Genomic DNA, 21,365 nt, shown 5'->3' with positions numbered 1-21,365 from the left:
AAGACATGAGCATTTTTGAAAACAAAGGCATTACCCCAAAAAAAGCACTAGAACAACTCATTCAGGGTTTACTGTTAGGCGGGGAGCGCATGACTGGTAGTGAAATGGCAAGCACCTCTGCCGAAGTAGCATTGGCTCGCTTTATGCGCTATTTGAAATCACTTCCAGAACAAGTTCAACATGACTTAAAACAGAGCAAAGGACAAACATGTAGCTTAGGGGATGTCATTGAAAAAGAACTGGAAAAAGGCACCTGCGTTGAAACAGCTGCCTTGCACTTAGGGGAAATAACACAAGCTTGTCAAAACAATCCATTATGGAATAATCCTGTTGCTATAAGTCCAAAAGGACTAAAACAATTACAAGACAAATACAGAAAACCCACTGGACTGCGCACCCTAAAAGAAGAATCCACATTGTTCATGCTTCCGGAACAATTCATAGAAAAAGCAATTCAACACATAGAACCTAAGAATCATTTTGAATTCATTTCCCTTATCATGGACTTTCCACCGCAATGGTATGCATTGCTATTAAAATGCATCCGTTTGCAAGAACCCGATAAAGCATTAGAGGAATTAGTCCAATGCATCCGTCAAGGATTTTTTAGCTTAGAGCAAAGGCATGAATTAGGAAATGCTGTCATGTCCTCATGTTATCATCTATACCCAAATGCTCCTCTTGTGAACTTGATGGAATGGGCAAGAAAAGTTGACGAGTCTTTTTATCTGAAAGCACTTGAGTTTATTGGCAACCATGTCCAATCTTTACCTGAAAACCAACGTCTCCAGAGCGTAAAAACTACGAATTCTTATGGTGAGACGATACTGCATTTAATAACAAAATATCCCCGCTTGCTGAAAATTATTTTAGAGCTTTTGCCAGAAGAAAATCGCCTAGAGGTGTTAACGATTAAAATGAAACCTCGCTTTGCTTCCAATACAGTACTGCACTCCGCATCAGAGTATCTAGAATCTTTGCAAACCATTATAGAACTTCTGCCAATGGATAAGCGCCTAGAGGCGGTAAAGTTTGGAAATGACTTCGGCGTTACAGTAATGGATTGTGTAGCAGAAAATCCCCTATCTTTACAAACTATTTTAAAACTTCTGCCTGAAGATAAGCGTGTGGAGGCTCTAAAGCCTGTAAATCAATTTGGCCAAACAGTTCTTGTTCGAGTGGGATGCAATTCTGAATCACTGAAAGTTATTTTAGACCTTTTACCAAAAAAGGATCTCTTTGAGTTAATAAAGTTTACGAATCAAACTAAATATACAGTATTGCATGAGGCAGCAGAAAATCCCCTATCTTTAAAAACTATTTTAGGATTTTTGCCGGAAAACCAGTGTATGGAGGCGGTGAGAATTGCCAATATTTTTGGCGATACTGTACTGCATTTGGTAGCGGAAAAGCACCAAGCGTTACAAACTATTTTAGAATGCTTGCCAGAAGATAGGCGTCTTGAAGCATTAATGTTGACGAATAAAACTGGAAAAACTGTACTGGACTTGGCAAAAAAAAATCCAGCATCTCTTTCTGTAATCAATGAATTCATGCTTAATCACAAAAAGAGTGAGAATGAGCATACACATACTAACCAAAATACATTTTTTTCTTTCAATCCCCAAACATCAACTCATACAGGAGGAATGGCACTGCAAAATAGCTTTAAATAAAGTAATAGTGGTTAAATCGATCTAGTTTGTTCTACTAATGTTCTGCGTGGTTCGGCATTGGTCACGCAGTGATTTATTTTTTAAAAGGATTTTATATTATGGCTAAATTTAAAACTAACTCCAACAAATCGCCTTCCTGGCTAATCTATTTATTAACTGCTTTATCGTCGCTTGGAATTAGTGGCTTAATATTCTGGGTAGGATCAGGCATGGTTTTTACCCAAGCGTTATCAGAAGCTTTTTTCCTGGGGGTATTGCATGGGGTGAATTTGTTAGACCTGTTGGCTCCTTTTTTATTTTCGGCTCCAGCGATTGTGGGTGGGGTTTTAATTGGTTTAATTGGGGTAGGAATTGGCTATGGCTTTGTTGCTTTGGAAGTTCATTTGAACAAAGGTCCTTCACCTGTAAAAGTCCAACCCATAGAATCTTCCTTAACAAATAAGGACGAATTGACGAAAGATGCTAGTGAAGCGAAAGAGGAATCAACGCCTTCTTGGCTTACTGTATTCGGTTTAAGTTCAACGGCTTTATTAAGTGCAGCCAGCGGAGTTTTATTAGGGTTCTATGCTTCAAACGTGGTTATGATTGTTGCAACACACGTTGCAAGCGCTTTAGGTATGATTTCTGCTGTTCTTTTTGCACCACTGATATCAGCCATCATCGGTGTATCTACTTTGCTTGGCCCAGCTGCTTTAGCTATCGTAGGAGCAGGATTGGCCTTCGGTGGTCTTTCAGCGGGATTGATTCACTGGTGGACTTCTGAAGAGGATCATGATGAACGCATTGAGTCAGTGCAGGAGAAGGTGCAAGTGGATTCTGCTGTTCATTTACAGAAATTGGGACCTAGTCAAACTGTTGGGGTGGTTATTGAACCGCAGAGAGCTGTAAAGTCGATTTTTGAAGAAATACAGCCTAAAAAACCAAGCATCACAGAGGAGCGGTCATTACTAGCTACAGCTCCACTTTAAGATTGACCGATACATGTTGGGTTGTTTCAACCCAACAAACACATTGAATACGGGTACTTATTGGCCATCAGACCATCAATCCAGTTGCTCTGTGGTATTCTTTGGAGACACCTAATTTTGATACTTCTTCGGCAACAGATAATTTGAGGCAATTCGCGCTAAAAATAGCCTAGCGGTTGTTTAATAATTCCTTAATAAAAAACGGGTATAATTGAACAATAGTTTCGCAATGTGAGCTGATCATGTTGCATAGTATGGAAGTAGTCGAGATGTTAGCCGTATTAGAGCTTAAAGCCCATCAAAACATGACCCAGTGCTCTGTTGCTGAAGTCTTTCATGCCATCGAATTCCCAAGCCATAAAATCCCTGCACACTAACAACCACTCATTAAAAGAATTACGCCAGTTATTTTGCTTACTAAGGCAACTGTAGGCTGGCTGTCCGCTCCCTTATGGTCGCGGCTCGGTTGTTCGTGCTTGATTAAACATTGCCCCCAATCCAGTCCAATTCAATCCGAGTCGCTACCATAGGGGTGCGCATAGCAACACCTACTCCACATTGGTCGTAATCTCTTAACAACCCGTAAACGCCATGTATTATTTGATAACGACGAGAACTAATTATGAACGAAAAATTTGAATTTCCTTTTAATGAATTACCCAAAGACCTATTGGAAAAAGAACTGGGTAACTATTTAGACCCATCTCATATTGTCCGTATAAGGCAAACCTCAAAGGCCAACCACACTCTATTCAAGCCCCTAGGGGATGAGAAAAAACTAACTGCATTTCTGGAAAAGGCAGTTCGTCGCGAAGATGATGCGGTTCAAAAGATGCTAAAAAATGACCTCTCCTTGCTCTGTAAAAGAGGGAAAGTCACTGACTGTTCAGGTCGAACTTTCGAGAATATCAGTGCTTTTGAATACATGCTTTGGGCTTTGGATAAACATGGTTGGATGATGCTTCTTGATTGCATCCCTAAAGACAAGATGAACAAGGAACTGTCCAAAGAATTATTGGCACAATACAACAAGGTGAAAAATACAGGAGTGACTTATACGTTCAACGGAAAAGAAATCACTGAACATCATTTTGATTTTGAAAACACCATTATTAAAGCGCTTCAAGACTATGAGGATATGCGTAATGCTCCCAATCCCGATTTCAATTCGATAGATAAACAATGGAAAGAATGTGTGGGAGGCGCGCAAAAGCTTTTTCCTATGCATGTCGTTTATGAATACTGCTCGGATGAATTTTTTGTCCCTGTACCGACGTTTAATTCAAAACCCAGAGCAGACAGCAAGTCTTTGATTCAAGAGACTAATATTCTTGAAGATTGGTTTTCGGTTGATTCGAAGTTGGGTTCTGATTTTGCAATACATAGGGGTAATCGATGGTTTTCGAATGGCATTTCGGTCGTAAGCAGTCAAGAAATGTTGTCGGCGGAAGATGATTTAGCTGCCATGAAAAAGTTATGTGAAATAAGAACAAAAGACTTTACCGACCTCGCATCAGCACCTGAAAGTCGCCTGTCAATTTCATGCAGTAATCCATATGGGTTTATTGATCATGAATTTTTAGAGGCGATCAATGCAGGTCTCTTGCATTTAGGAGGAGGCACAGCAGGTCAATTTGTAGTTGAACAACTTTTGTTTGGTACTAAAAAATCAGGCGGGTTGATGGTTAACAACCCCGCAAATATGGGTTTTTTCCAGTCATTTAGCAAAAGAGAGGACTTACTCAAAATTTATTCGCCTTTAACAGCACCAGTTGTTTTTGGAATATTGGCTGCTGAGATGATGTATGGATTTATCGTAAATACCTCACTTCTTCATGTCTCTGCAGCTACCTCTAATGTTGATGGTTTTACCCAAAATGCGAGTGATTTGCAAAAGTGTTTATTCAATATGATTGTTTTATGTATTGCAGCCCTGGTTAGTCCAATCGTTAATTTAATTGATATCATTGGTTCTGGTCTAAATACCATTAGTGATGGACTAGAGGGATGTTGCACTGATCGACCGAGTTTTTTCTAAGATGGAAGGATAACTTGGCTCTACCCCAAAAAAGGGGGCACTTTAATCGGATTATAGTAATCTAACTCTTTGATTCAACGTAGGGCTTATGGATTTAGAAATTTTGAAAATTATAGGTTAAGAGTTAGAGTGCTTTGTGGATGAGTGAAGTGTCCCCGGATTTAGGGAAGAGCCATTTACTGATTTCTGCAACCACTATGTAATCTATTGATTTACATGGTGGCCAGAGACGGAATCGAACCGCCGACACGAGGATTTTCAATCCTAATTAATCCAATTTTATTACCCCTTATTAACCTATAAAAACCTTTAATGTCCTTTTAAAATCAAGTATATTTCAACTTATTACAATTTTTTAGTTATTAACTAGTTTTAATTAATCTGTCTACATTGCGTCTACATTTTGTTTTTCCTAGTTAAGTTAAGGATAGATTATGGAAAATACGAGCTCAATAAAATTGACAAAATCAGTAGTTGATAAAATGAAGCCGGTTGAAGGTAAAGATCAGGTATTTTATCGGGATGAACACTTAAAAGGTTTTGCGCTACGTATTACATCAAGTGGGATGAAAAGTTTTGTTGTCGAAACACGTATAGAAGGAAAAGTAAAACGCATCACTTTAGGGAAGTACGGAGCAATTACTGTAGAAGAAGCTAGAAAGCAAGCGAAAGACTTGTTGGGTCGGATTGCGAGAGGAGATAATCCTATTGCTGAGAAGAAAAGTATTAAAATTAAATTAATGACTTTAAACTCTGTTTTCAATGATTATCTTAAAGCTCGGAAGGATTTAAAAGAGTTTACGGTAATGGATTATCGAAATGTTTTAAGACAGGTTATGCCTGATTGGTTAAATAAACCTTTAATTGATATTACTCGAGAGATGATTTCTAAACGTCATACAGAATATGGAACAGTTAATAGTAAAGCACGTTCCAACTATGCAATGAGGGTCTTGCGCGCCGTATTTAACTTTGCCGTTCATGAATATCAACTTGAAAATAGACAACCTATTATTTCAGTTAATCCTGTTGAATATCTCTCCCATACTCGCAGCTGGTTCAGAGTGGATCGGAAAAACACAGTAATTAAGAGTCACCAACTTACTGAATGGCACCAAGGCTTATTGAAACTAGCCGAACAAGAAGATTATCCCCAAGCTATGATGTGGCGTGATTACTTTCTATTAATTCTCTTTACGGGATTAAGACGCATGGAAGCCGCTTCCTTACCTTGGAGCGAGATTGATTTCAAATTAAGAACTTTTACCGTGCAAGACACCAAGAATAGGGAAGTTCATACCTTGCCCATGTCTGATTTTCTTTATGAATTATTCTTGCGAAGAAAACAATTCAAAATTTCTGATTATGTTTTCCCATCTGATAGTAAAACAGGACATATCATGGAGCCCAGAAAAGCTATGTTAAAAGTGGCTGAATTATCGGGTGTGTCATTTACTGTTCATGATTTAAGAAGAACTTTTGCGACCACTGCAGAGAGTCTTGATCTACCAGCTTATGCATTAAAACGGTTACTAAATCATAAAATGACACATGATGTAACTGCCGGGTATATAATGCGAGATGTTGAACGTTTGAGAAAACCCATGCAAAGAATCAGTGATTTTTTAGTGGGGCAGATGTCTTGTGATACAGGTAACAATAGAGAGTTTTCTGAGGAAGCAACTGCTGAGAATTACTCGATAGTTCGGTAGGAGTGATTTGATGGTTAATGAATATATGCGTATAATTATATTACTACTTCCCCTAGGACTCTGCTCCTAGGGCACAGAGCCTCTTCGGAGGCTCTTGTTTTTAATATTTATTATTGATTTAGTGAACATCATCCTTGGTTGTATTTGACTTGATAAACAAACTTATTGGTAAGGCGAACAATTTAATTTCATTTTTTGAGAAGGGTAATATATCTTTTCCAGAATAAAAAATGACACCATATTGAAATTTTGAAGGGTTAAATTCTGCCAACTTTATTAATCCTTTAAAATCATGCATGTTTACGGTTGCTGATGCTTTGATTTCAACTCCAATGATCTGATGATTATCCCTCTCTAAGACGATATCCACTTCATTTTGATATTTATCTCGAAAATGTAATAACTCTACTCTCTCTTCTGACCAACTGTTTTGTTTGAGCAATTCCATATAGATTAAATTTTCTAAAAGCCCTCCATAGTGAGGACTATTAAGTAATTGCTCTTCATTTTTTATACCTAAAAGGCTACAGGCAAGTCCCGTGTCTATTGTTTGGATCTTAGGCATTGTAATAGCTTGTCGTTTTGCTTTATTTTTTAAGTAAGCAGGGACTCTTTTAATAATAAACATCAATTCTAAAACTTCGATATATGCTTTGACTAGTTTATCATCTTCACCTAAGTCATTTGAAATATTCGAATATTTAAGCAGATTACCCGAGATTCCAGCTAAATAAGGAATAAGCGCTTCAAGTTTAGAACGATAGTCACCTTTAGCATGATATAGCGTCTCGAAATCTTTAAAAAGACGACCTTCTACATAAGATTTGTACCATATTTGTTTTGCCCTTGGACTTTTATCTTGAACCTCTGGATATCCACCTGCGAGAATTAAATTGGCTAAGTTGGCGCGAGTAAGCGGCGTTAGGTTATTTAAGTTAAAATGTTCATTACATAGTAAATCAATAATATTATAATCAGTCTCATATTTTTCTGATAATGACAGTGGATAGAGTTCTAATCTTGCCATATGTCCAGGTAAGGCTTCTTGTGTTTTCCCTGAGCGAAAAATATCTGCTGATCCGGTTAAAAGGAACTTTCCTTTTACATTCGATGGCAGGTTATCTGAGGCGTGTTTTATGGCTGGTATTAATTCAGGTATATATTGAAATTCATCCAAAACGACCTTTTTTTCATGGAAGGAATTTATAAAACCAATAGGATCGGTTTGAGCTGAATGGAGAATTGTTTGATTATCAAAAGAAATGTATTCAAACCCACCATTTTGAGCAATTATTTTTGTTAAAGTAGTTTTTCCTGCTTGTCGTGGGCCTGTTAAATAAACAATTCTGAATTCAGCTAGTAGCTCAGTAATAATAGGAGTTAATTTTCTTTCAAACATAGGGATTCATTTATATGTAACATGGTTTCAATATACAACATTTCTTGAGGAATAGCCACCAAAAACCCGATAAATCCAATAGTAAAATCCGAATTATACAAGACAATAACCCGAAAAATCCACGATGATATTCCGAATAATCCAGATATATCGTCTTATGGTTGAGCTTTATGCAGAGTAATATATGAATTGGAGGGGACATCGGGGACAAGTGGGACAATCGCATAAACACTAATCCTTATTGCCCCACTTTCAATTTTTGACAAGTGGGGCAGTGGGACAATCAATTCTAGCCTGAAATTTATATCTTTTCACATTTGCCTAAATTAATAATTTATAAAATTTGATTTGTCTTACTTGACAATATTTTTAATCTGGATCAATATTCCCTCGTAAGTTTTAAAAAGCTTTTTTAGATCTTAAAGAGCTATCAAAGTTTTTGTGGAGTTGAAGTATCATCGGCTTTTTTATCCCTTCAGGGACCTAAAAAGTCAACTGATGTTCAAGGTGCATGGACGCATCCGGACGGCATTATGCCGAGTTGAATAATCAATTGACGGGGTTCCCTATGTCTATTAATAAACTATCTCGATTACAATTTTTAAATGAATTTGAGTCTGCACCTGTCTCAGGTTTATTTAATCAACAAACATTAGCTGCAGTTTTAAATTGTTCTACCCAGTTATTAGAGCGCAATCGTTGGGCTGGTGCCGGTGTGTCTTACATTAAAATCGGACGTAAAGTGTTATATCGTAAAAGTGATATTTTAGATTTTCTACAACAACAAAAAATATACCGTTCGACTAGCGATATGGGTCGTGCTGTCAATCAATAGTTTCTTGGTATAGAAGGCGCTTATTAGGGAAGAGCCTTCTTGGTGTGTTGTTGGAGAGAATTATGTCTAATCAAAATGTGATAAAAACAAATGTTAAACCTTTTCCTTTAAATCATCAAACTGCATTTTGTGATTATGCTGGCGGTCGTTTTAAGGTTTCCGATAAGGGTTTATTTTTCCTCGGAAAGGATAAAGATGGCATTGATTTGCCTCCTCGGTGGATATGTTCCCCACTTTATGTAATAGCTAAAACTCGTGATGCTAAAAGTGGTGAGTGGGGAAGGTTATTAGAGTGGCAAGATGATGATGGATTCAAACATCAATGGGCAATGCCAATTGCTTTGGTGCAAGGAGATACTTCAGAGATTAGAAGAGAGCTAGCCTCTTTAGGCCTAGCAATATCGCCTAATAGAATTGCACGTGATTTACTGGCTTCTTATTTACAAGTTTTTCCTGTAGAAGAACGAGCTCGTTGTGTAGATAGGTTGGGCTGGCATGGTGGGGTTTTTGTTACTTCTTCTGAATCAATTGGAGAGCAATCAGAGATTGTAGTATTTCAAAACCCCCATGCATTGACACCTTCATTTTCACAGGTCGGTTCAGTTGCTGATTGGCGTAATACCATTGGCCGTCTGGCCAGTAAAAATTCAAGATTGATTTTTGCTATTTCAAGTGCCTTTGCTCCTTCTCTAGCATCTTTGATAGGGGAAGACTCAGGAGGGTTTCATTTTAGAGGTGCATCGTCTTGTGGCAAAACGACGGCTTTAAAATTGGCAGCATCTGTTTGGGGTGACCCGAGTAGTTATACTCGCTTATGGCGTGCAACATCCAATGGGTTGGAAGGCTTAGCGGCTATGCATAATGATGGTTTACTGATTTTAGATGAGTTGAGCCAAATTGATCCTAAAGAGGTTGGAGAGGCAGCCTACCTATTGGCAAATGGTCAAGGTAAAACGCGAGCATCGAAAAATGGCACTGCGCGCGCATCGGCCTCTTGGAGATTATTCTTTCTCTCGGCAGGTGAGGAATCATTAAGCGCATTAATGGCAAAAGCAGAGCAAAAGGTAAATGCGGGTCAGGAAATTCGCTTGGCTGATATTGAAGCTGATGCTGGTTCAAGTATGGGTATTTTTGAATGCTTGCATGAATATATAAATCCTTCGAGTCTCGCCTTAGCTTTGAAAGAATTTACTACATCTTATCATGGTACAGTTGGTTTAGAATGGCTAAAGGCTATTGTTAAAGATCAAGCCCAACTGCCAAAAGCCATTACTGAAAGTGTGCAAACTTTTGTTAACAAATGCACTACACCCAGCATGACTGGTCAAGCAATGAGAGTGGCAAGACGGTTTGGATTAGTAGCAATTGCCGGAGAATTGGCGACGCATTATGGATTAACAGGTTGGTTGGCAGGAGACACTAGTAAAGCTGTTAGTGTTTGTTTTAAAGCTTGGTTAGATTCATTTGGTGCAACTGGTAATCGCGAGGATAGGGCAATTCTATCTCAAGTTAAGGCATTCTTTGAAGCTCATGGTGCAAGCCGCTTTGACGATATTAAATACCCTAATAATGAACGTATCCATAATCGTGCAGGATTTTATCGTGACTCTGAAAATGAAGATCGTGAATATTTGGTTCTTTCAGAAGTCTTTAAAAATGAAATCTGCAAAGGATTTGATTTTAAGACCGTAATAAACGTTTTGAGTAAAGAGGGATGGTTAGTGCCAGGCAATGATGGAAAAAACTCTCAAAAGCCAAGAATACGCGGAATAGGCATGCCTAGGTGTTACGTTTTCACTGGAAAAATTTGGGAGTATGAGGAAGTTTTTTAATTGTCCCACTCGTCCCACTCACAATTTCTTGAGTGGGACTCTTTCAAATCAATATCAATCACGCTGCCCCACTTGTATTTCTTGTCCCACCTAGAATTGTAATAATTAAAATGGAATAAGAATTTTAAAAATCCAAAATTAATAAAACCCACCAATTATTAAAATTTTCCATTTCAAGACAAGCATTCATTATCCCTAGGAAATTTTCCAAGGGCGCAATATACATTGCTTTGGCAGTGTTAATTTCTGGATTTGTTGTATCTTTTCCTGAAAGAATTATTTCTTCCTTAGCTTTTAATATTTGATTAAACAGAGCACCATATTTTTCTAAGTTGAACAGCTTGTTGTCTAATTGCCCCATTTCAATTTTCACAATTAAATCGGGATCTTCTTTATACAGTACTTGATAAAGATTAATTGTGAGACTTATGTAGTTAAAAATTGATTCATCTGAAGCTTTAAGAATATGTTTTGGTAATATGCTATTAACTAAAGCAGCGGAATAGATCGCTATTTTTTCTGGAGGTTCATTTATATATATAGAGTCGTCTTTTCTTTTAAAATATAGTGAAACACTAAGCCGGAAATAGCACCAATAACTCCTCCAATCAATATGCTTATCCAGAGCATAATTATCCCAAATTAGTTATACATAGACTGCTGCTTGTCATCCGCCTAAAAACATAATGGGAAAGACCCAACATATTTAATCCGGTTACTTAAATCTAATTATAGCAGTGAGTCTACATATGGGCTTATATTTGCTGAATTTATAATGCAGGAGAAGAGTCTTTATATTGTCTACATTGTGTCTACATGAGATTTGACAAAATTTGGGAACTACTACGTAACTCTTTGATTTACATGGTGGCCAGAGACGGAATCGAACCGCCGACACGAGGATTTTCAATCCTCTGCTCTACCGACTGAGCTATCTGGCCTTGAGGGTTGCTATTAGACTCCGAGATGAGTTTTGAGTCAAGGGTTGTGTGTGATTTTTTTAAAAATATTTTTCTTGACAGGCTACTGCGATTTGGCCTCCCAATAAGGCATTGTTTTTAATGAGCGCTATATTGGCTTCTAAGCTTTTACCAGCCGTAAGCTCGGTAATTCGTTTAAGCAAAAATGGAGTGAGGTCTTTACCACTGATTTTTTTGGCTTCTTGATGGGCTTGTCTTATAAAAGGCATCATTTCAGCATCTGAAATTTCCGCTGTGCTTGGAATAGGGTTGGCTATAACTATGCCGTTATTCATGTTCAGCTGGCGTTGGGTGTGAATGAGTTTTGCAATATCCTTTGGGGTATCTAGTCGATGCACAACGGGTATTCCACTTGATCGACTGTAAAATGCAGGGAACTCATCGGAGGTATAACCGATCACAGGGACTCCAAAAGTTTCTAATACTTCCAGTGTCTTGGGTAGATCCAAAATCGATTTCGCGCCTGCGCATATCACTGTGATAGGAGTAGTGGATAATTCAATCAAATCCGCAGAAATATCAAAGCTGTTGTTGACGTCTTGGTGGACTCCACCAATTCCTCCAGTTACAAACAACGAGAGTTTTGCAAGATGGGCACAATACATGGTCGCTGCTACTGTAGTACTAGCCGTTTGCTTTTGTGTTAACACGTAGGCGATATCTCGGCGAGAAGCCTTTTTAACTTGGGTGTGGGTCGCTAAATGTTCCATCATGTCTTTCGACAATCCCACATGTATCTTGCCTTGGTATAACGCAATAGTGGCAGGAATTGCTCCTTGTTGGCGAAGGATATCCTCAACTTCAATGGCCGTTTTTAAATTGTCGGGGTAGGGCATACCATGAGATATAATTGTTGACTCAAGAGCTACAACGGGTTTTTTCTCATTGAGTGCATCTTGAACTTCTTCACCTAAAGCCAATAGATCGTGGAACATTGTTTGCCCTTATTTGATTTCTTTAAACCCTGCGGGTTTATCTGAACCTTCACCAAAAAAATACTTTTGCATTTCGTCTTTTAGAAAATCTCGTGCCTTCGCCTCAATAAGATTTAATCGATACTCGTTAATAAGCATTGTCTGGTGAGAAAGCCACATCGTCCAGGCTTGTTTGGAGACTTCATTAAATATTTTTTCGCCTAAAGCCCCTGGAAAAGGAGGCTTTACAAGGCCTTCAGCTTCTTGTTTTAGTTTGCTACAGAATATCTTCCTACTCATGTTGAACCTTAATACATCGTGGTCGAAGTACATTATGCTTTAAATTTTAAATTGGGCCAAGCCTTGTCTTCAATTTAATCAGCTCTACTTTTTACTTGGGCTTGCAAAATATGTTGCGATAAAAGTTGTTCCTGTTCACTGGTTAAATTACAAAAAGTCACAGCTGTCCTGTAATGTGCTTCTGATTGGAATTGACTATAAACAACCATAGCATCAATAATAATCGGGATCATTCTGGGTTTAGTATACAGGATAATTTTTACATTGGTTTTTTCTTTTACCTGCTCATGGGTTTTAAAAGCCATACCCCCTAAACTAATATTGACCTTGCGCAGTTGAATTTTATTGGTCATCAATATTTGCCGTGATAAATAGTCAATCTTTGCGTTTAGTAAATTTAGGTAATGGGCTATAGCAGGCTCTTCAATAGCGAGAGTTTGAGTCAATTCAGAGAGCTCAACATCGATACTTTGAAAATATTGATGTGCTTCCAAATATTTTTGGCCATTCTCGCCCAATAATTGATTTGTTAGTGCCTCATCAGAATAAAAGGCACCTGGCTCTATAATTTTATAATCAAAATAGACATGATCATCTATTCGAAAATGTTGGCGTCGCTCATGTACTGGCATAATCACTCCATGTTGTCTATACAGTAGTAAAAGTCCCTTTTACATTTTTAACCTAGTCTCTTCACTCGCTGATTCTTCATTACGCATCGAGTTTTGAGGAGACACTGGTTCCTTCAGTTGAGTAGCTAGATCTGCTCTATCTACGGTTAAATCTTCTTCTAAATCTTCAATAATACGTATTTCAAAGGTGCTTTGAGCTGTTGGGCTTGTTGTTCCTGTTTGTATAAAAGACGCACTCATAGACTGTTGTAAATGGATTTTGACTTGTAGGGCATCCGTCTGCAGAGCATGGCTTTCTTTTTGTGCTTCTTTATAATTACTTGCTGTCTTCGATCTGTGGATGCAAGAGTCCAGGAAAGCGGCAAGCTTTTCATCAGTTATCTTATTTTGTGCAAGGCCTTCAGCAATCACCGAATTGAACTCAGAGACTCGATCGAGTTTGAGAGCTGCGACAAAGGCTTCACTAAGATGTTCAGGCAAATCATGAGGACTCATCATTTTCTGCAATTGCTGATGAGAATCAAAATAGAATTTTTTAAGCACATGCATGCCAAAACCCTTATCATGAGCTGTCAGTATGAGCTCTTTTAAAGAAGACTCTGTTTGTTTAATGCACTCCAGTTTTTCAGCCTTTGTGGTCGATTCAAGGCTTACTTTGGCTTGGTAATCTGAAATAATGCCTAGTATTTTTCCTGTGTTTCCTTCTCCATAAGCGAGCTTGATTTGGTCTAAGTCCTTAAGATCTAAATAGTTCGTGTCTTCTGACCACGCAAGATTATGCTCGGGGTGTATTGACGATTCGGTAACTCTAAACAAATCAGATTTGCTAATAATGACGGATTTGGTTGACTTCATAGTGATGGAATCTAAGCTCCCACGCCGTTTAATAAATCCTATCATGCTTTCTGAGGGTTTATCGTTAAAGGATAATTGTAAATGCTCATCATCAAGTTCACTAATCGTTGTAATTTTAAGGACATGCCTTGTAGTCCATGGGTTCTTATAAGGCCTTGCATCATCAGTAAATAAAACGGGGTTGTTGACCAGTTTTTCGAAGATCAATGCCTGTTGAATATCTAATGGGTTTATTGAGCCGCTGGTTTTTGGCAAAACAGCATCGATCTTGGCAATACGATGGGCTAGTGTGCTTTTTAGGAGCTCAGCATCCTGTTCAAGCGCCTGCAAGTCATTGAGTTCTTGCCACAACAGAGCTCGCTGATTTTTTTCTACAAAGCTTTGAAGTTGTTGAACTATGACTTCGATACGGTTTTGATGATGCCAAGCCAAGTAATTCACGTATTGAATAATTTTATCCCCTAGCTCTTTCAATTGCATGAGACTTGCAAACTTAGTTATCATGGATGAATCTTCAATGAGCGTTCTATTTCGTCCTTGACCATGTCGTGTGTGCTTCATAATAAATTGATCGGGTTGTAAGTTAAGGCTTGAATCTAAAATGAATTTGTCAACGTCCATCACGGATTGATCAAAGACAAAGATCCTCCGTGAATTTTTTAGAGCTTTATTTTGGCAATAGCCACCGATAGCGTCTGTATCGCTGCACAAATAGATAAGTCCTAAAACATGTCCAAAATCATCTATAAAGGTGTCCGCTTGAATCCCTTCTCCAATAGGTTTAATCGTGGAATAATGAGTATAGGTTTGGCCAAACAACCCTAAGTTTGCAGCTATTTTTTTGCCGAGGGTAAATTCATGTAATAGCTCAATAGTATCGAATGGCACAAATAGAGCGGGGTGGTTATGGTAAGAAACAGTTACTGAGGTGGATGTATCAATTCCTAAGATGCGTGAAATGTTTAATGCAATGGCTTCTCGCTGCACTTCTTTAATATTGCCCCGCTTTGGGAGTTTGATAATCCCCTCGGGGTAGAGCGAATAATGCTCACGGTTAGACGTATAAAGCTCTAAAGAAAATGGCTCTTGGGAGCATAATTTTTCCAGCCGTTCCTTAACATGATTTAATTTCATTAAAGAAATCTTTTCGGTAACTCCACCCACGGAGTCGATAATTGTACAACAATCAATAACTGGCCCTTGGTCTTGGGGGATTCTCAATCGTTCTAGATGGTTTAACTTTTTAATGTCTATAAGAAGACTGAGTTGGGATTGCAGTTTCGCCTTTAACAGTGAATTTTCTTCAAGTGAATCCATTGACTTGGTCAGCGAGTTGATTTGTGCATCTACTTGTCCATTGTCTAAAGGGCTCAATGAACCTGCGTCGGAGAGGCTTTGCAAGAGTTGATAGAGTTTAGAGCGACTTTTGTTAATTAAGCTCCTTAACTCAACGTCCTCTTCCAGTTGTTTGACGACAGGTCTAGTGTAATAGTTATCCTTGGGTAATTTACTGATTTCTCGAGCGTTTTTCCAATACTTCAAGCCAAACAGAGCGCTTTGTTCGTTAATTGAGTTTAAAATGGGGGGGGATCCGGGGGTAAATGTCGCAGAGTAGCTCAGAATATTAGTGAGTTGTTGCCATTGAGAGTCATCTGATTCAATTTTTGAAAAATCGAATAACCCAGAGTTTTGCTCATCGATATACTCTAATAATTTGTCCAGATCTGAATAGGGAGCTAATTCGATTTCGGTCAAATTGACGGAATCGGGATTTAAGCTTTTTTCTTTTAAATATCGCTTAAGGATCCGCTCTTTTCGTTCAGCTTCCATTGCTTACATCCCTATCTATTAATGTCCTAGATCTAAAGGTCTCAACATTTCATTCTTTAAATCAAGTACTTTTTGGACTTACTTATGTATAAATATAGACAATTTTTATACTATTGCTCAGATCGTCAGCATTTCAAACGACTTCCTTTCGTTATGGTTGGACCTATTTGCTGAGCAACATCGATTTAGTGCTTTAAGCTTTCCGAAGTTTCAACATCAGTAGGGGGGGTCCAATTAATCTTGCTCACATGAGTTCTTGCATGGGATTTTTTACGGCGGCTCCGCTGGTTTCGGCTTCCACAATCTCCAAGAAACATGAGACTCGGTACCAGATCAACTTCCTTCATCCTTTTCTCGTGATCATCTTGTCCAGAGGCCTTCGAAGGATTAAGTAGTGGATTGTCTGCCTTTTTAGAATGATGCTCTTTTTTAGGTTGACTTGCAGGCGCGAAGAACGTTTGTGGTTTAGGTTTTCCTGAAGCTTCTTCTTGTTTAGCCGCTTTCTCGTTATGGTTAAATGTTAAAATCGTTCTAGTATCTTGAGGAGTCTCTTTGAGGCTTGGTTTTGGGAGAGTGTCCACCTCTTCATGGATAACTACTGCTAAACTATTAAAAATTGAATCTTCAGGCTCTTCTTCTCGCATAGGAGCTTCTTTTGAAACTTTAGCCGATTTTTGAGCATTTTTAGTCTTCCCTTTGCCCATTCTCTCTTCACTTTGAGGAGGGGTCTTTTTTGTTTCCAAATAACTATAAAAATAGTCCTCTAAATCCCCGGCCACAGTTTCCCCAAACTCCGATTTTAATAAGCTGGATGGAATATATCTTGCCTCAGTTAAATGTGTTTCAAGCTCTCTGTTCATCAGCTCTTCTTCGGCATTGATGCCTGATGTATTGTGTTCACTTAAAGTATTTTGGGCTGTAACAATTTCTTCAACTTCGGTTACTCGTTCTACTCTAATGTATCCAAAGCTAATCCAATGGATTGCTTTCCTGTACCAAGGAGCTTTTTCCCAGTCCTTATCCAAAATAGCTTTCTCAATAGTCTGAGAAAGTGTTAAATAAAACGCTCTTGAAGCCCTTTTAAAGCAATTCTCTGCAAGCTGCTCAGCCAATAAACTCAATCTTGGTTCTTTGGGGTCTCTTTGGGATATCTTAGCTAAGATTGGATTTGCTATGGCAAGAAATTCATGGCCTCTTAAATTACTCTTGATGGCTTTCCGTACTTCTTCAACTTCATCGACTATCCCTAACTGGGATGAGGGTAGCATTTTTTCCACAAGCGCATAAAATTGTTCTGTCGGCAAATTGCGATTCCTAATAAGGGTTGCAGCATTATCCAAGGATAATCGATTTGACGGTACTGAGCGTGTTAACTCTTGAGCTAATAATGATAGATTAATGATGACTCTTGATGGAGCATCGAAATAATGATCTGCCCTCAACTCATTATCGCGAATGTTACTCGGTGTATCCTCAAGTTGTGTTAAAATTAAAGCTTCCTTGAGTGCTATTCCCACTTGGTACGCCATGAATTGAGGCATATTCAATTTTGTACGGTATGCCCAGTATTTTAACTTCATGGTGTTTAAGTTTAGGCACTTATAATATTCATCGGGTGCATAGCTAGGTGTTGATCGAACATCTTTAGCAAAAGGCTGTTCATCCGTGATTATCGTTTTTCTATCACTGACTAGGATACGATCATTGTGAGTTAAAAAGTTAGTGAGCTTTATGTCTGGAAAATAGACATTAGCTTGAATAAGCTTGCGACTAAATTCGATGATTTGCTCAAAATAATAGGCTACTTGAGGACCTATGTATTTAGGATTTGTGCCATGCATTTGTTTAGCCACTTCGCGCAAGTTATTTTGGTTGGCAAATTGTCCTAAAATGACAGGTCTATAGACGATTGCTTGTTCATCTTCTTCTTGGATTTTTGTTTCCAACATAAAAACAGCATAATCTTCAAGAAAGTATTTTGACGCTTCGTAAGAGAGGAGCTCTTGGTCTAGACCAAATTTGGATCGGTCTTCTACACGAAGAACAAAGGGAGCATCCCATTGATTTGTAACAAGTTTATAATTGTAATTATTAACATGATGACCTAGCTCTTTTGTTAAATAGGTTGGTAAGTCAGGGATGTCATCAATGTTTTGTCCTTGTATGGCAAGAAGTTTAGGGGTTATTACCTTTAGGATGGCCAACTGCTTTTTTACACGTCCACGAATCGATTCATCCGTTAATACTAGGTGGTTTATTTTGGCATTCACTTGGATGAATTGTTCAATCGTTTTTTGAAAAGTACTTTCATCAAAGGTGGCTTTTAGTAGTTCATCTCTCTCTTGTAACAATTGGTAGAAATTCAAATTATGGGAGTCAAATTGATCAGAGACACTCTGGGACGCTGAAATTGCTTGGACGAACTGTATGCCTTTGAGGGTAAACGAGGCGAAACGATTAATTCCGAATTCAGATAGCTGGTGCAACCAGCCGTTCTCGCTTTCATCACTCATCCATTGGTAGAGCGCAGAATCTACATCCAGTTGATTGAGTTCATAATTGATTTTTTGAAGAAAATAGAGTCTTTTTACCGCATCTTCTTTAGGGATTTTGTTGTATAAAGCAACTAAAGCATTGAGCTCTTCATGACGATGAGGAGGGGGAGTTAAAGGCATGATTTCTCCTAAAAACAACTATAATTCAATAAGTTAACTAGTTATTCTTCAAGTTATTATGGGAATTCTATCATGGCAGAACAGCGTAAACAATTTAAATTTGATCACCTTGGTTTTGTTGTGGTCAATTTATTTGAATTTTGGAAGAAATTCGAAGTTGAGACAGCTAATGCAGGTAAGTACTATCTTATAAAGTGTATTTTATGATTTAATACACATTATTTATTTGGACTAAAGGTTAGGTTCATTATGACTTTTGTCGTTACCGAAAGCTGTATTCGCTGTAAGTACACCGATTGTGTGGAGGTTTGTCCTGTAGATTGTTTTTATGAGGGCCCCAACTTTTTAGTGATTCATCCTGATGAGTGTATCGATTGCGCTTTATGTGAGCCAGAGTGTCCGGTGAATGCGATTGTCTCCGAAGATGATTTGACCGATGAACAACAGCAATTCAAGGATCTCAACGCCGAGCTCTCCAAAACTTGGCCAAACATTACTGCTAAAAAGGATGGCCCTCCGGATGCCAAGGATTGGGAGGATGTGAAGGACAAATTAAACTATCTCGAGAAAGAGTGGAAGAAATAAGTTCCCTTGGAGAAACTTGCAGGCGTATGCTCAGTGAGAAGGGCAGGTTATCTACGGCAATCCCTGGGTTTATCTCCCGAGCACCTCAATCGGAATTGGCAGTAGCCATTTCTGAAATCATAGCCAATAAATCAGTCTTAGTTGCTGAAGCCGGCACTGGTACAGGTAAAACGTTTGCATACCTACTCCCATGTTTGCTGAGCGGCAAAAAGGCATTGATATCAACAGCTACTAAAACGCTACAAGACCAACTCTTTCAAAAGGACTTACCCATGCTGATTAAAGCACTGGGTTTGTCAGTTCGAACTCAAAATTTAAAAGGTCGTTCAAATTACATTTGTCAACATAGGGTTCATTTGCATGCGGAAGAGGGGCATTTCCAAAGTCCTCAAGCAGCCCATGAAGTTCATCATGTTCGAGAAAGAATGTCGCAGATGCAGGATGGCGTTCGCTCAGAGCTTCCAGAAATTCAAGAGGATTCTACAGTCTGGCCTTATGTGACTTCCACTTCCGATAATTGTTTAGGTGCAGAATGCCCTCACCAAGAGACTTGCTTTTTAGTTAAGGCCAGAAAACGAGCGATGGACGCGGATCTTGTTGTTATCAATCACCATCTATTTTTTGCGGATTCCCAATTAAAAAAGGAAGGTTTTGGAGAGTTGTTGCCCGGTGTTGACATGGTAGTCTTTGATGAAGCGCATCAGCTGGCAGAAATCGCATCTAATTTTAATGGTGAGCGCATAGGAACTCGACAAATTAGTGATTTGATAAACGATATTGTGACTGAATGGCCAATTATTGATTTGGCTAACCAGCCGTTTAAAGCACTAAGTTATAAAGCAGATTTGTTGATCGATCAATTGCTCAATTCATTGACAGGAAAAGAAGAAAGAGTTGCTTGGGATGATGTTCAAAGGAATAGAACTTTTATTGAAACGTGGGAGCAATTGTTGTCTTTGTTGGATGAGATATCAGCATGTTTAGACGATGAAACCATTCAAGATGTCCCTGGGCTTAAGCGTTGCAAGGAACGATTGGTTGAGTTTGAAGAGGCCACTTTAGCATTTAACAATCAAAGTACAAATAAAATCCGTTGGCTAGAGCGTTTTAAACACACGTTAGTACTGCATTCCACACCATTCGATGTGTCAGAGTCTTTTCGTCAATTAATGAAAAGCCAATCTAGCAGCTTTGTATTTACTTCAGCGACTCTCACAATGGCGGGTTCTTTTCATTGTTTTTGCAACTCCTTAGGGCTCGAAAATCCACACACGTTATTATTGCCAAGTCCCTTTAACTATCAGAAGCAGTCCTTATTGTATTTCCCTAGAGGATTACCAGACCCTAAGGATGAGGATTATTATCCCGCTTTACTTCATAGAGCATTACCCATCATTGAAGCCTGTGGAGGTCGATGCTTTTTCTTATTTACAAGTCACAGAGCACTTCAGCTTGTTGCTAATCAATTGGAAAAAAAAATAAAGTACCCTTTATTAGTACAAGGGGATGAAGCAAAACCAATTCTTCTAGCTCGATTTAGGGAATTAGGCAATGCAGTATTACTAGGCACGTCTACTTTTTGGGAGGGGGTTGATGTCAAAGGGGAAGCACTGTCCTGTGTCATCATTGACAAGTTGCCTTTTGCTAGTCCAGTTGATCCTGTTACCAAAGGAAGAATGGCCTATTTGAAACAAAAGGGCTTGTCTGACTTTGATGAGTATTCTTTGCCAAATGCCGTCATCGCTTTAAAACAAGGGGTAGGTCGCTTGATTCGTGACGAGAGTGATAAAGGAGTATTAATGATTGCAGATCCACGACTTGTAAGCCGAGAGTATGGTCGCACTATCCTTGCAAGCTTACCTAGCATCCCTAAAACTAGGGATGAGGGCAAAGTGTTGAGTTTTATAGAGTCATTGGCTTTGCAATAAACAAAAGTAACTGATTCAGGACTTACGCAAAATCCCAATCTCTTCGTTAAAAATAAATTTCAATTCGGTCATTTAGTTGATCTAAACTCCCTCATTGAAATTTATTTTTGCCTCGACCTTGGGGTTTTTCGTAAGCATTTCAAGCACAAAGTGCTCCGCATCTATAAATAACTTTAAGTATTTTATGTGTACAATTTCGTGCGATG

At 38.5% G+C, this 21,365-nt stretch carries 16 protein-coding genes, 2 tRNA genes and 1 pseudogene; 10 read left to right on the top strand and 9 right to left on the bottom strand.

Going from position 1 to position 21,365, the window contains the following annotated elements; all coding sequences use genetic code 11:
• From Lwal_RS17510 to Lwal_RS18170, 5 genes and pseudogenes are all read left to right on the top strand, one after another.
• Positions 1 to 1,676 (top strand): hypothetical protein (locus tag Lwal_RS17510; RefSeq protein ID WP_162264092.1); only part of this gene is annotated, 1,676 nt, incomplete at its 5' end.
• A 98-nt stretch (positions 1,677 to 1,774) separates the two neighbouring features.
• Complete coding sequence (locus tag Lwal_RS05240) at positions 1,775 to 2,644, top strand: hypothetical protein (RefSeq protein WP_058479867.1); 870 nt, start codon at positions 1,775 to 1,777, stop codon at positions 2,642 to 2,644.
• Between the two features lie 242 nt (positions 2,645 to 2,886).
• Positions 2,887 to 3,021 (top strand): hypothetical protein, encoded by a 135-nt coding sequence (locus tag Lwal_RS18035; protein WP_269458318.1) that lies wholly within the window; start codon positions 2,887 to 2,889, stop codon positions 3,019 to 3,021.
• A 245-nt stretch (positions 3,022 to 3,266) separates the two neighbouring features.
• Positions 3,267 to 4,682, top strand: a complete 1,416-nt coding sequence (locus tag Lwal_RS17695; protein ID WP_065235648.1) for a hypothetical protein — start codon at positions 3,267 to 3,269, stop codon at positions 4,680 to 4,682.
• Between the two features lie 69 nt (positions 4,683 to 4,751).
• Positions 4,752 to 4,826, top strand: a pseudogene (locus Lwal_RS18170) (transposase); the annotation flags it as partial.
• 73 nt (positions 4,827 to 4,899) lie between these two features.
• On the opposite strand, the gene Lwal_RS05230 reads toward Lwal_RS18170, so the two are convergent.
• Positions 4,900 to 4,968 (bottom strand) — tRNA-OTHER (locus tag Lwal_RS05230).
• A gap of 148 nt (positions 4,969 to 5,116) precedes the next feature.
• Between Lwal_RS05230 and Lwal_RS05225 the strand changes: the two genes are divergently transcribed.
• Positions 5,117 to 6,394, top strand: coding sequence for a tyrosine-type recombinase/integrase (locus tag Lwal_RS05225; protein WP_058479866.1), 1,278 nt, complete (start codon positions 5,117 to 5,119; stop codon positions 6,392 to 6,394).
• 118 nt (positions 6,395 to 6,512) lie between these two features.
• Here Lwal_RS05225 and Lwal_RS05220 read toward each other — a convergent pair whose 3' ends face one another.
• Positions 6,513 to 7,793, bottom strand: coding sequence for an ATP-binding protein (locus Lwal_RS05220; RefSeq protein WP_058479865.1), 1,281 nt, complete (start codon positions 7,791 to 7,793; stop codon positions 6,513 to 6,515).
• Positions 7,794 to 8,361: 568 nt separating this feature from the next.
• Here Lwal_RS05220 and Lwal_RS05215 point away from each other — a divergent pair.
• Complete coding sequence (locus Lwal_RS05215) at positions 8,362 to 8,628, top strand: MerR family transcriptional regulator (protein WP_058479864.1); 267 nt, start codon at positions 8,362 to 8,364, stop codon at positions 8,626 to 8,628.
• 62 nt (positions 8,629 to 8,690) lie between these two features.
• Positions 8,691 to 10,460, top strand: coding sequence for a DUF927 domain-containing protein (locus Lwal_RS05210; RefSeq protein ID WP_058479863.1), 1,770 nt, complete (start codon positions 8,691 to 8,693; stop codon positions 10,458 to 10,460).
• A 124-nt stretch (positions 10,461 to 10,584) separates the two neighbouring features.
• Here Lwal_RS05210 and Lwal_RS05205 read toward each other — a convergent pair whose 3' ends face one another.
• The 7 genes from Lwal_RS05205 to legK7 all read right to left on the bottom strand — a co-directional run bounded on the left by Lwal_RS05205 (position 10,585) and on the right by legK7 (position 18,646).
• Positions 10,585 to 10,833, bottom strand: coding sequence for a hypothetical protein (locus Lwal_RS05205; RefSeq protein WP_058479862.1), 249 nt, complete (start codon positions 10,831 to 10,833; stop codon positions 10,585 to 10,587).
• Positions 10,834 to 11,325: 492 nt separating this feature from the next.
• A tRNA-Phe gene (locus Lwal_RS05200) sits at positions 11,326 to 11,401 on the bottom strand.
• A gap of 59 nt (positions 11,402 to 11,460) precedes the next feature.
• Complete coding sequence (locus tag Lwal_RS05195) at positions 11,461 to 12,375, bottom strand: pseudouridine-5'-phosphate glycosidase (protein WP_058479861.1); 915 nt, start codon at positions 12,373 to 12,375, stop codon at positions 11,461 to 11,463.
• A gap of 9 nt (positions 12,376 to 12,384) precedes the next feature.
• Positions 12,385 to 12,654 (bottom strand): oxidative damage protection protein, encoded by a 270-nt coding sequence (locus Lwal_RS05190; protein ID WP_058479860.1) that lies wholly within the window; start codon positions 12,652 to 12,654, stop codon positions 12,385 to 12,387.
• A 74-nt stretch (positions 12,655 to 12,728) separates the two neighbouring features.
• Complete coding sequence (locus Lwal_RS05185) at positions 12,729 to 13,286, bottom strand: PilZ domain-containing protein (protein WP_058479859.1); 558 nt, start codon at positions 13,284 to 13,286, stop codon at positions 12,729 to 12,731.
• Between the two features lie 39 nt (positions 13,287 to 13,325).
• Positions 13,326 to 15,971: a hypothetical protein gene (locus Lwal_RS05180; RefSeq protein WP_058479858.1), complete on the bottom strand. Its 2,646-nt coding sequence runs from the start codon at positions 15,969 to 15,971 to the stop codon at positions 13,326 to 13,328.
• A gap of 185 nt (positions 15,972 to 16,156) precedes the next feature.
• Entirely contained in the window at positions 16,157 to 18,646 is a 2,490-nt protein-coding gene (legK7, locus tag Lwal_RS05175; RefSeq protein ID WP_058479857.1) for a LegK7 family Dot/Icm T4SS effector kinase, read from the bottom strand.
• A gap of 249 nt (positions 18,647 to 18,895) precedes the next feature.
• Between legK7 and fdxA the strand changes: the two genes are divergently transcribed.
• Positions 18,896 to 19,231, top strand: a complete 336-nt coding sequence (fdxA, locus tag Lwal_RS05170; RefSeq protein ID WP_058479856.1) for a ferredoxin FdxA — start codon at positions 18,896 to 18,898, stop codon at positions 19,229 to 19,231.
• Positions 19,219 to 21,159 (top strand): DNA repair helicase YoaA, encoded by a 1,941-nt coding sequence (locus Lwal_RS05165; RefSeq protein WP_058479855.1) that lies wholly within the window; start codon positions 19,219 to 19,221, stop codon positions 21,157 to 21,159. The genes fdxA and Lwal_RS05165 overlap by 13 nt, the downstream gene beginning before the upstream one ends.
• Positions 21,160 to 21,365 lie beyond the last annotated feature (206 nt).

The sequence above is a fragment of the Legionella waltersii genome, from assembly GCF_001468085.1.
In the GTDB taxonomy this organism is placed as follows: Bacteria; Pseudomonadota; Gammaproteobacteria; order Legionellales; family Legionellaceae; genus Legionella; species Legionella waltersii.
The sequence above is the reverse complement of the archived record's forward strand: the minus strand, read 5'-3'. Positions and strand labels throughout refer to the sequence as shown.